This is a genomic window from Pseudomonas sp. LF020, from assembly GCF_053456425.1.
Genome location: NZ_JBRFIX010000020.1, coordinates 1 through 16,280 on the forward strand (window position 1 = coordinate 1; position 16,280 = coordinate 16,280).

Annotated in this window: 13 protein-coding genes and 1 tRNA gene; all 14 read right to left on the reverse strand. The window is 55.9% G+C overall.

Annotated elements, in window-relative coordinates; all coding sequences use genetic code 11:
- Positions 1-742 (reverse strand): GTP-binding protein (locus ACU680_RS27115; RefSeq protein ID WP_448181053.1); only part of this gene is annotated, 742 nt, incomplete at its 3' end.
- Between the two features lie 31 nt (positions 743-773).
- On the reverse strand, positions 774-2,879 hold the full coding sequence (gene fusA, locus ACU680_RS27120; RefSeq protein WP_007962223.1) for an elongation factor G: 2,106 nt from the start codon (positions 2,877-2,879) through the stop codon (positions 774-776).
- A gap of 30 nt (positions 2,880-2,909) precedes the next feature.
- Positions 2,910-3,383: a 30S ribosomal protein S7 gene (rpsG, locus tag ACU680_RS27125; protein ID WP_003228745.1), complete on the reverse strand. Its 474-nt coding sequence runs from the start codon at positions 3,381-3,383 to the stop codon at positions 2,910-2,912.
- Positions 3,384-3,490: 107 nt separating this feature from the next.
- Positions 3,491-3,862, reverse strand: coding sequence for a 30S ribosomal protein S12 (gene rpsL, locus ACU680_RS27130; protein ID WP_003186084.1), 372 nt, complete (start codon positions 3,860-3,862; stop codon positions 3,491-3,493).
- A gap of 215 nt (positions 3,863-4,077) precedes the next feature.
- The gene (gene rpoC / locus ACU680_RS27135; protein WP_007962225.1) at positions 4,078-8,277 is read right to left on the reverse strand and encodes a DNA-directed RNA polymerase subunit beta'; all 4,200 of its coding nucleotides are present in this window, start codon (positions 8,275-8,277) and stop codon (positions 4,078-4,080) included.
- Between the two features lie 63 nt (positions 8,278-8,340).
- The gene (gene rpoB / locus ACU680_RS27140) at positions 8,341-12,414 is read right to left on the reverse strand and encodes a DNA-directed RNA polymerase subunit beta (RefSeq protein WP_007962226.1); all 4,074 of its coding nucleotides are present in this window, start codon (positions 12,412-12,414) and stop codon (positions 8,341-8,343) included.
- A gap of 221 nt (positions 12,415-12,635) precedes the next feature.
- Complete coding sequence (gene rplL, locus ACU680_RS27145) at positions 12,636-13,001, reverse strand: 50S ribosomal protein L7/L12 (RefSeq protein ID WP_007962228.1); 366 nt, start codon at positions 12,999-13,001, stop codon at positions 12,636-12,638.
- Between the two features lie 74 nt (positions 13,002-13,075).
- The gene (gene rplJ / locus ACU680_RS27150) at positions 13,076-13,576 is read right to left on the reverse strand and encodes a 50S ribosomal protein L10 (RefSeq protein WP_003228752.1); all 501 of its coding nucleotides are present in this window, start codon (positions 13,574-13,576) and stop codon (positions 13,076-13,078) included.
- 198 nt (positions 13,577-13,774) lie between these two features.
- Complete coding sequence (gene rplA / locus ACU680_RS27155; RefSeq protein ID WP_003228754.1) at positions 13,775-14,470, reverse strand: 50S ribosomal protein L1; 696 nt, start codon at positions 14,468-14,470, stop codon at positions 13,775-13,777.
- Entirely contained in the window at positions 14,470-14,901 is a 432-nt protein-coding gene (gene rplK / locus ACU680_RS27160) for a 50S ribosomal protein L11 (protein ID WP_003228756.1), read from the reverse strand. The genes rplA and rplK overlap by 1 nt, the downstream gene beginning before the upstream one ends.
- A 117-nt stretch (positions 14,902-15,018) precedes the next feature.
- On the reverse strand, positions 15,019-15,552 hold the full coding sequence (gene nusG / locus ACU680_RS27165; RefSeq protein WP_025113545.1) for a transcription termination/antitermination protein NusG: 534 nt from the start codon (positions 15,550-15,552) through the stop codon (positions 15,019-15,021).
- Positions 15,553-15,561: 9 nt separating this feature from the next.
- The gene (secE, locus tag ACU680_RS27170; protein WP_007962231.1) at positions 15,562-15,930 is read right to left on the reverse strand and encodes a preprotein translocase subunit SecE; all 369 of its coding nucleotides are present in this window, start codon (positions 15,928-15,930) and stop codon (positions 15,562-15,564) included.
- Between the two features lie 45 nt (positions 15,931-15,975).
- Positions 15,976-16,051, reverse strand: a tRNA-Trp gene (locus ACU680_RS27175).
- Positions 16,052-16,104: 53 nt separating this feature from the next.
- The coding region (locus ACU680_RS27180) for an EF-Tu C-terminal domain-related protein (RefSeq protein WP_448180506.1) at positions 16,105-16,280 on the reverse strand (176 nt) is incomplete at its 5' end.

Genomic DNA, 16,280 nt, shown 5'->3' on the forward strand with positions numbered 1-16,280 from the left:
TTTCCAGGGCATCTTGAACGCGAACGATACCGCGCTCGATACGACCAGTCACAACAGTACCGCGACCCGAGATCGAGAATACGTCTTCGATTGGCATCAGGAATGGCTTGTCGATCATACGAACTGGCTCTGGGATGTAGCTGTCCAGAGTTTCAACCAGTTTACGAACGGCAGTGGTGCCCATTTCGTTGTCGTCTTTGCCTTCCAGCGCCATACGAGCCGAACCGATGATGATTGGAGTGTCATCGCCCGGGAAGTCGTAGGTGGACAGCAGGTCGCGAACTTCCATCTCAACCAGTTCCAGCAGCTCAGCGTCGTCTACCAGGTCAGCCTTGTTCAGGAAAACCACGATGTACGGAACGCCTACCTGACGGGACAGCAGGATGTGCTCACGGGTTTGTGGCATCGGACCATCAGCGGCCGAGCAAACCAGAATAGCGCCGTCCATTTGAGCAGCACCGGTGATCATGTTCTTCACGTAGTCAGCGTGACCTGGGCAGTCAACGTGAGCGTAGTGACGAATAGTCGAGTTGTACTCAACGTGCGCGGTGTTGATGGTGATACCACGAGCTTTTTCTTCTGGCGCGCTGTCGATCTTGTCGAAGTCAACGATTGCCGAACCGAAAACTTCGGAGCAAACGCGAGTCAGAGCAGCAGTCAGAGTGGTTTTACCGTGGTCAACGTGACCAATGGTGCCAACGTTGACGTGCGGTAGGGAACGATCAAATTTTTCTTTAGCCACGACAATTAACTCCTAGCCTAAAGGGGCTGAATCAGCCTTGTTTTTTGGTTACGGATTCGACGATGTGCGACGGAGCCGTATCGTATTTTTTGAATTCCATAGAGTAGCTTGCGCGACCCTGGGACATGGAACGGACGTCGGTCGCATAACCGAACATCTCACCCAGTGGAACCTCGGCACGGATAACCTTGCCGGACACTGTGTCTTCCATACCCTGGATCATGCCGCGACGACGGTTAAGGTCGCCCATGACATCACCCATATAGTCTTCAGGCGTAACAACCTCTACCGCCATGATCGGCTCGAGCAACTCACCACCGCCCTTCTGGGCCAGTTGCTTAGTCGCCATGGAAGCAGCCACTTTAAACGCCATCTCGTTGGAGTCGACGTCGTGGTAAGAACCATCGAACACGGTAGCCTTCAGGCCGATCAGCGGATAGCCGGCAACAACGCCGTTCTTCATCTGCTCTTCGATACCCTTCTGGATAGCCGGGATGTATTCCTTAGGAACCACACCACCTACAACTTCGTTCACGAATTGCAGACCTTCCTGACCTTCATCAGCAGGAGCAAAACGGATCCAGCAGTGACCGAATTGGCCGCGACCGCCGGATTGACGAACGAACTTGCCTTCGATTTCACAGTTCTTCGTGATGCGCTCACGATACGAAACCTGAGGCTTGCCGATGTTGGCTTCGACGTTGAACTCACGGCGCATCCGGTCAACCAGGATGTCCAGGTGCAGCTCGCCCATGCCGGAGATGATCGTTTGACCAGTCTCTTCATCAGTTTTTACGCGGAAAGACGGGTCTTCCTGAGCAAGCTTGCCCAGAGCGATACCCATTTTTTCCTGGTCATCCTTGGTCTTAGGCTCTACGGCAACCGAAATAACCGGCTCCGGGAAGTCCATGCGAACCAGGATGATTGGCTTGTCAGCGTTGCAGAGGGTTTCACCAGTGGTGACGTCCTTCATGCCGATCAGGGCCGCGATGTCGCCAGCGCGTACTTCCTTGATCTCTTCACGGGCGTTTGCGTGCATTTGCACCATACGACCCACGCGCTCTTTCTTGCCCTTAACCGAGTTGATCACGCCGTCGCCGGAGTTCAACACGCCCGAGTAAACGCGGACGAAGGTCAGGGTACCCACGAATGGGTCGGTAGCGATTTTGAACGCCAGTGCCGCGAACGGCTCGTCGTCACTTGCGTGACGCTCCATTTCTTCTTCCTCGTTATCAGGGTTCGAGCCCTTGATAGCTGGAATGTCGGTTGGAGCAGGCAGGAAGTCGATAACGGCGTCGAGAACCAGGGGAACGCCCTTGTTCTTGAACGACGAACCGCACACAGCCAGAACGATTTCGCCAGCGATAGTGCGCTGACGCAGAGCGGCCTTGATCTCTTCGATCGACAGCTCTTCGCCTTCCAGGTACTTGTTCATCAGCTCTTCACTGGCTTCGGCCGCAGCTTCAACCATGTTGCTGCGCCACTCAGTAGCCAGCTCGAGCATGTCCGCAGGGATTTCCTTGCGAACAGGAACCATACCCTTGTCAGAGTCGTTCCAGTAAACAGCCTGCATGTTGATCAGGTCGATCTGGCCCTGGAAGTTGTCTTCCGAACCGATAGCCAGCTGAATCGGCACCGGAGTGTGACCCAGACGCTGTTTGATCTGACCGATCACGCGCAGGAAGTTGGCACCAGCACGGTCCATCTTGTTTACGTAAACAAGACGTGGAACGCCGTATTTGTTGGCCTGACGCCATACGGTTTCCGACTGAGGCTCAACACCCGAAGTACCGCAGAATACAACCACAGCGCCGTCGAGTACGCGCAGGGAACGCTCAACTTCAATGGTGAAGTCTACGTGGCCCGGAGTATCGATGACGTTGAAACGGTGCTCGTGCGGGTACTGCTTCTCGGAACCTTTCCAGAAGGCGGTAATGGCAGCAGAAGTAATGGTAATACCACGCTCCTGCTCCTGAACCATCCAGTCTGTGGTCGCGGCGCCGTCATGCACCTCGCCCATTTTGTGACTTTTGCCAGTGTAAAAAAGGACGCGCTCGGTGGTGGTGGTTTTACCAGCATCCACGTGAGCGACGATACCGATGTTACGGTAGCGACTAATCGGAGTAGTACGAGCCATAAAGCCCTCGCAAAATTAGTGAAGCTAAAATTAGAAGCGGTAGTGCGAGAAAGCTTTGTTGGCTTCGGCCATACGGTGCACGTCTTCACGCTTCTTAACAGCAGCACCTTTACCTTCAGCAGCATCCAGCAGTTCGCCAGCCAAGCGCAGAGCCATAGACTTCTCGCCACGCTTACGGGCGAAGTCTACCAACCAGCGCATTGCCAGAGCGTTACGGCGGGAAGGACGAACCTCGACCGGAACCTGGTAAGTAGCACCACCAACGCGGCGCGACTTCACTTCGACCAGCGGAGCGATGGCGTCGAGTGCTTTTTCGAAGAGTTCCAGGGGATCGGTGCCGGCCTTACGAGCCTTCACGGTTTCCAGGGCACCATAAACGATACGTTCGGCAACGGCTTTCTTGCCGCTTTCCATAACGTGGTTCATGAATTTGGCGAGGATCTGGCTTCCGTATTTCGGATCGTCCAGAATCTCACGCTTTGCTGCTACGCGACGTCTTGGCATGATAAGCCCTCAAGCGGTCTTCAGGTTAGTTCGGGACAGATCCAGTGGATGCAAGCCCGACCTTACTCTTATCGACTCAATAAAATGAAAATCTGCAAAACGGCCGATTACTTCGGACGCTTGGTACCGTACTTCGAACGACCCTGGTTACGGCCTTTAACGCCGGAAGTATCCAAGGAGCCGCGAACGGTGTGGTAACGAACACCTGGCAAGTCTTTTACACGACCGCCGCGGATCAGTACCACGCTGTGCTCTTGCAGGTTGTGGCCTTCACCACCGATGTACGAGGAAACCTCGAAACCGTTGGTCAGACGCACACGGCATACTTTACGCAGTGCCGAGTTAGGTTTTTTCGGCGTAGTGGTGTACACACGGGTGCACACGCCACGACGTTGCGGGCAGTTCTGCAGCGCAGGTACGTCGGATTTCTCGACGATACGCTTACGCGGCTGACGTACCAGCTGGTTGATAGTTGCCATCTACTAGCTCCACTGTTGTCTTGCGACGCTATTGTCTTGCAAGAAAAGCAAAATGGCAGGAACGGATTCCCGCCAAATTTAGGGGATCAAGAGTCTAAAGAGGATCTTGCCCCCAGTCAAGGCAAGGCCCCGACCTCCCCGCCCGTCGAACCTTGACAATTTGTCTCGATTCGACGAACGGAGCGATCAGGGCCTCAGCTCATTTATCGCAGAACTCAGTTACCGCTCGAGTTCAGCGCTTCGGTCAGTGCAGCTTCCACTTCACTGGCGCTTACGCGCAACGGTTTGTCAGCATCACGGCGACGCTTGCGCTCGCTGTGATAAGCCAGACCGGTACCGGCCGGGATCAGACGACCCACAACCACGTTTTCTTTCAGGCCGCGCAGGTAGTCGCGCTTGCCGGTGACTGCCGCTTCGGTCAGTACGCGAGTGGTTTCCTGGAAGGAAGCCGCCGAGATGAACGATTCGGTCGACAACGACGCCTTGGTGATACCCAGCAGAACGCGGGTGAACTTGGAGACAAACTTGTCTTCCGCGTTCAGACGCTCGTTCTCTACCAGTACGTGAGTCAGTTCCATCTGGTCGCCCTTGATGAAGCTGGAATCGCCGGACTCGGAAATCTCAACTTTACGCAGCATCTGACGCAGAATGGTCTCGATGTGCTTGTCGTTGATCTTCACGCCTTGCAGACGGTAAACGTCCTGGATCTCGTTCACGATGTACTTGGCCAGCGCGCTCACACCCAGCAGACGCAGGATGTCGTGCGGATCGCTTGGACCATCGGAGATAACTTCGCCGCGGTTTACCTGTTCGCCTTCGAACACGTTCAGGTGACGCCACTTTGGAATCAGCTCTTCGTACGGATCGCTACCGTCGTTCGGGGTAATGACCAGACGGCGCTTGCCTTTGGTCTCTTTACCGAACGCGATGGTGCCGCTGACTTCAGCCAGAATCGACGCTTCTTTCGGACGACGAGCTTCGAACAGGTCGGCAACACGCGGCAGACCACCGGTGATGTCACGGGTCTTCGAAGTTTCTTGCGGGATACGAGCGATAACATCACCGATCGCGATCTTCGCACCGTCCGCAACACCGACCAGGGCGTTGGCTGGCAGGAAGTACTGAGCGATAACGTCAGTGCCTGGCAGCAACAGATCCTTGCCGTTGTCGTCGACCATCTTCACTGCCGGACGGATTTCTTTGCCCGCAGCTGGACGATCTTTCGCGTCGAGTACTTCAATGTTGGTCATACCGGTCAATTCGTCAGTCTGACGCTTGATCGTGATGCCTTCTTCCATGCCCACGTAGGTCACGGTACCTTTCATTTCGGTAACGATCGGGTGAGTGTGCGGATCCCACTTGGCCACGATTGCGCCAGCGTCGACCTTGTCACCTTCTTTAACCGAGATCACAGCACCGTACGGCAGCTTGTAACGCTCACGCTCACGACCGAAGTCATCAGCGATTGCCAGCTCACCGGAACGGGACACAGCAACCAGGTGGCCATCCACTCGCTCAACGTGTTTCAGGTTGTGCAGACGGACAGTACCGCCATTCTTCACCTGAACGCTGTCGGCTGCGGAAGTACGGCTTGCCGCACCACCGATGTGGAACGTACGCATCGTCAGCTGGGTACCCGGCTCACCGATGGACTGGGCAGCGATAACGCCGACCGCTTCACCGATGTTCACCTGGTGACCACGCGCCAGATCACGGCCGTAGCACTTGGCGCAAATGCCATAGCGGGTTTCGCAGCTGATCGGCGAACGCACGATCACTTCGTCGATGCTGTTCAGCTCGATGAACTCGACCCACTTCTCGTCTACCAGGGTACCGGCAGGAACGATAACGTCCTCGGTGCCTGGCTTGAATACGTCACGGGCAATAACACGACCCAATACGCGCTCACCCAACGGCTCTACAACGTCACCGCCTTCAATGTGCGGAGTCATCAGCAGACCGTGTTCGGTGCCGCAATCGATCTCGGTTACAACCAGATCCTGCGCCACGTCTACCAGACGACGAGTCAGGTAACCGGAGTTCGCAGTTTTCAACGCGGTATCCGCCAGACCTTTACGAGCACCGTGAGTCGAGATGAAGTACTGGAGTACGCTCAGACCTTCACGGAAGTTCGCAGTAATCGGCGTTTCAATGATGGAACCGTCCGGCTTGGCCATCAGACCACGCATACCGGCCAGCTGACGAATCTGTGCTGCGGAACCCCGCGCACCCGAGTCGGCCATCATGTACATCGAGTTGAAGGACTCTTGGTCGACTTCGTCGCCGTGACGGTCGATGACCTTCTCTTTCGAGAGGTTGGCCATCATCGCCTTGGAAACTTCGTCGTTCGCCTTCGACCAAAGGTCGATCACTTTGTTGTACTTCTCGCCCTGGGTTACCAGGCCGGAGGCGTACTGGCTCTCGATCTCTTTCACTTCGTCGGTGGCTGCACCGATGATGCGGGCTTTTTCGTCCGGGATAACGAAGTCGTTAACACCGATGGAAACGCCGGAGATGGTCGAGTAAGCGAAACCGGTGTACATCAACTGGTCAGCGAAGATCACGGTCTCTTTCAGACCAACCACGCGGTAGCACTGGTTGATCAGCTTGGAGATCGCCTTTTTCTTCATCGGCAGGTTGACGACGTCGTACGACAGACCTTTTGGCACAACCTGGAACAGCAGCGCACGGCCGACGGTGGTGTCGACGATACGGGTACCGCTCACGCTGTTGCCGTCACGGTCGTTGACGGTTTCGTTGATACGAACCTTGACCTTGGCGTGCAGTGCGGCTTCGCCGGCACGGAACACACGGTCAACTTCCTGCAGATCCGCGAACACACGACCTTCGCCCTTGGCGTTGATCGCTTCACGAGTCATGTAGTACAGACCCAATACAACGTCCTGCGAAGGAACGATGATTGGCTCACCGTTGGCTGGCGACAGAATGTTGTTGGTCGACATCATCAACGCACGCGCTTCGAGCTGGGCTTCCAGCGTCAGCGGTACGTGCACGGCCATTTGGTCGCCGTCGAAGTCGGCGTTGTACGCGGCGCAGACCAGCGGGTGCAGCTGAATAGCCTTACCTTCGATCAGTACCGGTTCAAACGCCTGGATACCCAGACGGTGAAGGGTCGGTGCACGGTTGAGAAGAACCGGGTGTTCGCGAATCACTTCAGCGAGAACGTCCCAAACCTCTGGCAGTTCGCGCTCGACCATTTTCTTGGCCGCTTTGATGGTGGTCGCCAGACCGCGCATTTCCAGCTTGCCGAAAATGAACGGCTTGAACAGCTCGAGAGCCATCTTCTTCGGCAGACCGCACTGGTGCAGACGCAGGGTCGGACCTACGGTAATTACCGAACGACCGGAGTAGTCAACACGCTTACCGAGCAAGTTCTGACGGAAACGACCTTGCTTACCCTTGATCATGTCAGCCAGGGATTTCAGAGGACGCTTGTTCGAACCGGTGATAGCGCGGCCACGACGACCGTTGTCGAGCAGTGCATCGACAGCTTCCTGCAACATACGCTTTTCGTTGCGCACGATGATGTCCGGAGCGGACAGATCCAGCAGGCGCTTCAAACGGTTGTTACGGTTGATCACTCGACGATACAGATCGTTGAGGTCGGAAGTCGCGAAACGACCGCCATCCAGCGGGACCAGTGGACGCAGATCTGGCGGCAGAACCGGCAGAACGGTCAGCACCATCCACTCTGGCAGGTTGCCGGAACCCTGGAAGGCTTCCATCAACTTCAGACGCTTGGACAGCTTCTTGATCTTGGTTTCCGAGTTGGTTTGCGGAATCTCTTCGCGCAGACGGCCAATCTCGTGCTCCAGGTCGATAGCGTGCAGCAGTTCACGGACAGCCTCAGCACCCATGCGGGCGTCGAAGTCGTCACCGAACTCTTCCAGCGCTTCGAAGTACTGCTCGTCGTTCAGCAGCTGACCTTTTTCAAGGGTGGTCATGCCCGGGTCGATAACGACATAGCTCTCGAAGTAGAGAACGCGCTCGATATCACGCAGGGTCATGTCCATCAGCAGGCCGATACGGGACGGCAGCGATTTCAGGAACCAGATGTGGGCAACCGGCGAAGCCAGTTCGATGTGCGCCATGCGCTCACGACGAACCTTGGCCAGTGCAACTTCAACGCCGCACTTCTCGCAGATCACACCACGGTGCTTCAAGCGCTTGTACTTACCGCACAGGCACTCGTAATCCTTTACCGGGCCAAAGATCTTGGCGCAGAACAGACCGTCACGCTCAGGTTTGAACGTACGGTAGTTGATGGTTTCCGGCTTTTTAACTTCACCGAACGACCACGAGCGGATCATCTCAGGCGAGGCCAATCCGATACGGATGGCGTCGAACTCTTCGACTTGACCCTGGTTTTTCAGCAAATTCAGTAGGTCTTTCAAGGCCTTTCCTCCTGGCGGAGCAGAGAGCGGGCAATCCTGCCCCGCTCTCGATCGCGTCACGTGTTATTCGGTTTCCAGATCGATATCGATGCCGAGGGAACGAATTTCCTTGATCAACACGTTGAAGGACTCGGGCATGCCCGGCTCCATACGGTGATCGCCATCCACGATGTTTTTGTACATCTTGGTACGGCCGTTCACATCGTCCGACTTCACTGTGAGCATTTCTTGCAGAGTGTAAGCAGCACCGTATGCTTCCAGTGCCCAGACCTCCATCTCCCCGAAACGCTGACCACCGAACTGCGCCTTACCACCCAGCGGCTGCTGGGTAACCAGGCTGTACGAACCGGTAGAACGCGCGTGCATCTTGTCGTCTACCAAGTGGTTCAGCTTCAGCATGTACATGTAGCCAACGGTAACTGGACGCTCGAACTTATTGCCGGTACGGCCGTCAGTCAGCTGCATCTGGCCGCTTTCCGGCAGGTCTGCCAGTTTCAGCATGGCCTTGATTTCGCTTTCCTTGGCGCCGTCGAACACTGGAGTGGCCATTGGAACACCGCCACGCAGGTTCTTCGCCAGATCCAGGATTTCCTGATCGGAGAAGCTGTCCAGATCTTCGTTACGACCGCCGATCTGGTTGTAGATCTCGTCCAGGAAGGTGCGCAGTTCAGCGACTTTACGCTGCTCTTCGACCATCCGGTTGATCTTCTCGCCCAGACCTTTGGCCGCGAGGCCCAGGTGGGTTTCAAGGATCTGACCAACGTTCATACGCGAAGGTACGCCCAACGGGTTGAGGACGACGTCGACCGGGGTGCCATTGGCATCGTGCGGCATGTCTTCAACCGGCATGATCACGGAGACCACACCCTTGTTACCGTGACGACCGGCCATCTTGTCGCCCGGCTGGATGCGACGACGGATTGCCAGGTAAACCTTGACGATTTTCAGCACGCCTGGAGCCAGGTCATCGCCCTGCTGCAGTTTGCGCTTCTTGTCTTCGAACTTGTCGTCCAGCAGACGGCGGCGATCAACGATGTAGGCCTGAGCCTTCTCGAGCTGCTCGTTCAGAGCATCTTCAGCCATGCGCAGTTTGAACCACTGACCATGCTCAAGACCGTCAAGAACTTCGTCGGTGATGTCCTGCCCTTTCTTCAGACCGGCGCCGCCTTCAGCCTTGTGGCCAACCAGAGCGGAGCGCAGACGTTCGAAGGTCGCGCCTTCAACGATACGGAACTCTTCGTTCAGATCCTTGCGGATCTCGTCCAGCTGGGACTTCTCGATCGACAGTGCACGAGCATCACGCTCAACGCCGTCGCGGGTGAAGACCTGTACGTCGATGACAGTACCTTTGGTACCGGTAGGTACACGCAGGGAAGTGTCTTTAACGTCGCTGGCTTTTTCACCGAAGATCGCACGCAGCAGTTTTTCTTCCGGAGTCAGTTGGGTCTCGCCTTTCGGAGTGACCTTACCGACCAGGATGTCGCCTGCGCCTACTTCAGCACCTACGTAAACGATACCGGCTTCGTCCAGCTTGTTCAGTGCAGCTTCACCCACGTTCGGGATGTCCGCAGTGATTTCCTCTGGGCCAAGCTTGGTGTCACGGGCCACACAGGTCAGTTCCTGAATGTGGATCGTGGTGAAACGGTCTTCCTGAACCACACGCTCGGACAGGCAGATGGAGTCTTCGAAGTTGAAGCCGTTCCATGCCATGAACGCGATGCGCATGTTCTGACCCAGCGCCAGTTCACCCATGTCGGTGGACGGGCCGTCGGCCATGATGTCGCTACGCTGAACGCGATCACCCTTGCTCACCAGCGGACGCTGGTTGATGCAGGTGTTCTGGTTCGAGCGGGTGTATTTGGTCAGGTTGTAGATGTCGACACCAGCTTCGCCGGTTTCAACTTCGTCATCAGCAACACGGACCACGATACGGCTGGCATCAACGGAGTCGATCACGCCGCCACGACGAGCCACGACGCAAACGCCGGAGTCGCGAGCCACGTTACGCTCCATGCCGGTACCTACCAGCGGCTTGTCAGCGCGCAGGGTTGGTACAGCTTGACGCTGCATGTTCGAACCCATCAACGCACGGTTGGCGTCGTCGTGCTCGAGGAACGGAATCAGCGACGCTGCGACCGAAACTACCTGCTTCGGCGAAACGTCCATCAGGGTGACGTCTTCCGGCGCCTTGACGGTGAATTCGTTCAGGTGACGTACGGCTACCAGTTCGTCGATCAGGACTTTCTGGTCGTTCATGGTCGCCGAAGCCTGCGCGATCACATGATCGGCTTCTTCAATGGCGGACAGGAACACGATCTCGTCGGTGACCACGCCTTCTTTCACCACACGGTACGGGCTTTCCAGGAAGCCGTACTGGTTGGTGCGGGCATAAGCAGCCAGGGAGTTGATCAGACCGATGTTCGGACCTTCCGGCGTTTCAATCGGGCATACACGACCGTAGTGAGTCGGGTGTACGTCACGGACTTCAAAGCCTGCGCGCTCACGAGTCAGACCGCCAGGGCCGAGTGCAGAGACACGACGCTTGTGGGTGATCTCGGACAGCGGGTTGTTCTGGTCCATGAACTGCGAGAGCTGGCTGGAACCGAAGAACTCCTTCACCGCCGCAGCCACTGGCTTGGCGTTGATCAGGTCTTGCGGCATCAGGCCTTCGCTTTCAGCCATCGACAGACGCTCTTTGACCGCACGCTCAACACGTACCAGGCCAACGCGGAACTGGTTCTCGGCCATTTCACCTACGCAGCGAACACGACGGTTACCCAGGTGGTCGATGTCATCGACGATGCCTTTACCGTTACGGATGTCGACCAGAGTCTTCAGTACCGCGACGATATCTTCCTTGCACAGCACGCCCGAACCCTCGATCTCGGTACGACCGATACGACGGTTGAACTTCATCCGGCCGACCGCAGACAGGTCATAGCGCTCAGGGCTGAAGAACAGGTTGTTGAACAGGGTCTCGGCAGCGTCTTTGGTTGGCGGCTCGCCTGGACGCATCATGCGATAGATCTCGACCAGCGCTTCCAATTGGTTGCTGGTGGAGTCGATCTTCAGCGTGTCGGAGATGAACGGACCGCAGTCGATGTCGTTGGTGTACAGAGTTTCGATGCGAACGACGCCGGCCTTGGCGATTTTCGCCAGGACTTCAGTCGACAGCTCGGTATTGCACTCTGCCAGGATTTCGCCGGTAGCCGGATGCACGATGACCTTGGCGGTAGTGCGACCCAGGACATAGTCCAGAGGCACGTCCAGCTCTTTGATCCCGGCCTTTTCCAGCTGGTTGATGTGGCGGGCAGTAATACGACGGCCCTGCTCGACAATCACCTTGCCTTTATCATCCTGGATATCGAGGACAGCCACTTCACCGCGCAGACGCTGAGGCACCAGCTCCAGGCTCAGGCCTTCGCCTTTAACGTGGAATACGTTGGTGGTGTAGAACGCGTCCAGCACTTCTTCGGTGGTGTAGCCGAGCGCGCGCAGCAGTACCGAGGCCGGCAGCTTGCGACGACGGTCGATACGCACGAATACGCAGTCCTTCGGGTCGAACTCGAAGTCCAGCCACGAACCGCGGTAAGGAATGATCCGCGCGGAGTACAGCAGTTTACCGGAGCTGTGCGTCTTGCCGCGGTCGTGGTCGAAGAACACGCCCGGGGAACGGTGCAGCTGGGAAACGATAACACGCTCGGTACCGTTGATTACGAAGGTACCGTTCTCAGTCATCAATGGGATTTCGCCCATGTAGACTTCTTGCTCTTTGATGTCCTTGATCGCTTTGTTCGACGATTCTTTGTCGAAAATGATCAGGCGCACTTTTACCCGCAAAGGTACGGCGAAAGTTACACCGCGCAATACGCATTCTTTGACATCAAATGCCGGTTCGCCCAGGCGATAACCGACGTACTCCAGCGCAGCATTGCCGGAGTAGCTGATGATCGGGAAAACGGATTTGAAGGCCGCATGCAGGCCCACGTCGCGGAACTGATCTTTAGTCGCTCCCGCTTGCAAGAATTCACGATACGAATCCAGCTGGATGGCCAGGAGGTACGGCACATCCATGACGTCCGGCAACTTGCTAAAGTCCTTGCGGATACGTTTTTTCTCAGTATATGAGTAAGCCATCAGCGTTCCCCAGCTTGGTCACCTGCTTGTTTGGCCCCTCCCGACGGGAGCAGCCAGAAAATCGTGCAAACCCCATGGTTTGCGCCACCGCATCGGGTGGTTACAGCGCCTTTATCAGCACCGACCCAGTCGGCTGCCAATAACGGAAAAAGGCCGGTGGCAAGAGCCACCAGCCATCAGCCTGTCGCTTGACGCTCGGGCTGGAGGAGCAAAGTCGATACTTATTTCAGCTCGACTTTAGCGCCTGCTTCTTCCAGCTTCTTCTTGGCGTCTTCAGCAGCTTCTTTCGAAACGCCTTCAGCTACAACCTGAGGAGCGCCGTCTACTTTCTCTTTGGCTTCTTTCAGGCCCAGACCGGTCAGCTCACGAACTGCCTTGATCACGTTAACCTTCTTCTCGCCAGCTTCCAGCAGAACAACGTTGAACTCGGTTTGCTCTTCAACAGCAGCAGCAGCTACAGCTGGGCCAGCCGAAGCGGCAGCAGCGGTAACACCGAAGGTTTCTTCCATCGCTTTGATCAGCTCAACGATTTCCACTACGGATTTCTGGCCGATTGCTTCGATGATTTGTTCGTTAGTCAGAGACATGACTCAATTCCTGAATTGGGGGACGGCCTACGCGACCATCGAAATAAACAAAAAACGCGAGAAGTTGACGAGCCTTAGGCTGCGGCAGCTTCTTTCTGGTCGCGAATTGCCGCCAGAGTACGAGCCAACTTGCTGGTAGCGCCTTGAATCACGCTCATCAGCTGAGAAATAGCTTCGTCACGGGTCGGCAGAGTTGCCAGTACGTCGATCTGATTAGCTGCGAGGAACTTGCCCTCGAACGCAGCTGCCTTGATCTCGAACTTGTCCTGACCCTTGGCAAACTCTTTGAAGATACGAGCAGCAGCGCCCGGATGTTCGTTCGAGAATGCAATCAGGGTCGGGCCGGTGAACACGTCGTTGAGGACACTGTATTCAGTGTCAGCAACTGCGCGCTTGAGCAGGGTGTTACGTACAACACGTACGTAAACGCCAGCTTCACGAGCCTCTTTACGGAGTCCGGTCATTGCGCCTACTGTTACGCCACGGGCATCAACCACGACAGCGGACAGAGCGACTTTGGCAGCCTCGTTGACTTCAGCGACGATGGCCTTCTTGTCTTCGAGATTAATTGCCACGGGTTTAACTCCTGCTTGTTACCGTTTCACTCGGTCGAAACCGAATGTCGTTTTGGTGTCTGATTCGGTAAGGAACCGGGAGCACCATCTGCGTAGGCTTGTGGTTTAAGGCTTGCGCCGCCTACGGTCTTGGATAGCCCCCGCCAGGCAGGGACCCCAATCTTTCAATTGGCGCGAATAATCGCACCAACCTTTGTCTTACGCGTCCAGCGAGCTCTGGTCGATAACCAGACCTGGGCCCATAGTGGTGCTCAGGGTAACGCGCTTGACGTAGATACCTTTCGAGGAAGCTGGTTTGATACGCTTCAGGTCAGCGATCAGGGCTTCAACGTTTTCCTTCAGCTTGACGGCATCGAAACCGATCTTGCCAACGGAGGTGTGAATGATGCCGTTTTTGTCGGTGCGATAACGAACCTGACCAGCCTTGGCGTTTTTAACCGCGGTAGCTACGTCTGGAGTTACGGTGCCGACTTTCGGGTTAGGCATCAGGCCACGTGGACCGAGGATCTGACCCAGTTGACCTACAACGCGCATGGCATCCGGGGATGCGATCACTACGTCATAGTTCAGGTCGCCGCCTTTCATTTCGGCAGCCAGGTCGTCCATACCTACACGGTCAGCGCCGGCAGCCAGAGCGGCCTCAGCAGCTGGACCCTGGGTGAACACAGCAACGCGAACGGTCTTGCCAGTGCCGTGTGGCAGCACAGTAGCGCTACGAACAACCTGGTCGGATTTACGCGGGTCTACACCCAGGTTTACAGCAACGTCGAACGACTCGCTGAACTTGACAGTCGACAGCTCAGCCAGCAGAGCAGCAGCGTCTACAATGTTGTAGGCCTTGCCTGCTTCGATTTTGCCGGCGATAGCCTTTTGACGCTTGGTCAGCTTAGCCATTACACACCCTCCACGTTAAGGCCCATGCTACGAGCAGAACCGGCGATAGTACGCACGGCTGCATCCATATCAGCTGCAGTCAGATCCGCGTTTTTAGTTTTCGCGATTTCTTCCAGCTGAGCACGGGTAACAGTGCCAACCTTAACGGTGTTCGGACGAGCGGAACCGCTGGTCAGACCGGCCGCCTTCTTCAGCAGAACCGAAGCAGGGGTGGATTTGGTTTCGAAAGTGAAGCTACGGTCGCTGTAGACAGTGATGATCACTGGAGTCGGCAGACCTGCTTCAAGACCCTGAGTACGGGCGTTGAAAGCCTTGCAGAATTCCATGATGTTCACGCCGTGCTGACCCAGAGCAGGACCAACAGGTGGGCTTGGGTTAGCCTGAGCGGCCTTCACTTGCAGCTTGATGTAAGCGGTAATCTTCTTGGCCATGAGGCACTCCAATTACGGGTTCGAACGCCTCGAAAGGCTCCCCGGTTACTTGCGCGTTTATCCCAGTGACGACAAAACCCCACAGCCTAGGGCTGCGGGGTTGGGATGCTTGTTCAGTTAGACCTTTTCGACCTGACTGAACTCCAACTCTACCGGGGTAGAGCGACCGAAAATAAGCACTGCCACCTGGACACGGCTCTTTTCGTAGTTAACTTCTTCGACGGTGCCGTTAAAGTCAGCGAACGGACCGTCAGTAACACGAACCACTTCACCCGGCTCAAACAGAGTCTTCGGCTTCGGCTTATCACTACCATCGGCCACACGACGCAGAATGGCTTCCGCCTCTTTGTCGGTGATTGGCGCAGGCTTGTCGGCAGTACCGCCGATGAAGCCCATCACCCGAGGAGTGTCCTTGACCAAGTGCCAAGTACCCTCGTTCATATCCATCTGTACCAGCACATAGCCTGGGAAGAACTTGCGTTCGCTTTTGCGCTTCTGGCCATTACGCATCTCAACCACTTCTTCAGTGGGAACCAGAATTTCGCCGAAGCCATCTTCCATGCCAGCCAGCTTAACGCGCTCAATCAGCGAGCGCATGACATGCTTCTCGTAACCCGAGTAAGCATGCACAACGTACCAACGCTTAGCCACGGGACACCCTTAGCCGACAATCAAGGAAACAAGCCAGCCGAGCAGGGAATCAACACCCCACAACAGCAACGCCATAACGATAACCACAGCAACAACGATCAACGTTGTCTGCGTGGTTTCCTGGCGAGTTGGCCATACGACTTTACGAATCTCGGTGCGCGCTTCCTTAACCAGTACAAAGAACGACTTGCCCTTTGCAGTCTGCAGGCCTACAAAGGCAGCTACAGCAGCAATGACGAGCAAAGCGAGTACACGGTACAGGATCGGCGAAGCAGCGTAATACTGATTACCAACAACGCCAACAACCACCAAAGCAACTACTACAAGCCACTTGAGCAGATCGAAGCGAGAGCCTTGAGCTTCAGCCTTAGGAGTCATCTATGAAGATCCTGTGAAAAGAAAGCCAGACACACCGAGTGAATCTGGCAGGTCAGGAGGGAATCGAACCCCCAACCTACGGTTTTGGAGACCGTCGCTCTGCCAATTGAGCTACTGACCTAAAACAAAATCAGGCCGACCATTATGCCGGCCCGAAAAATACATTACAACCGCTTATTCGATGATTTTGGCTACGACGCCCGCGCCGACGGTACGACCGCCCTCACGGATAGCGAAACGCAGACCGTCTTCCATCGCGATGGTTTTGATCAGGGTAACAGTCATCTGAATGTTGTCACCTGGCATTACCATTTCAACGCCTTCTGGCAGCTCGCAGTTACCAGTCACGT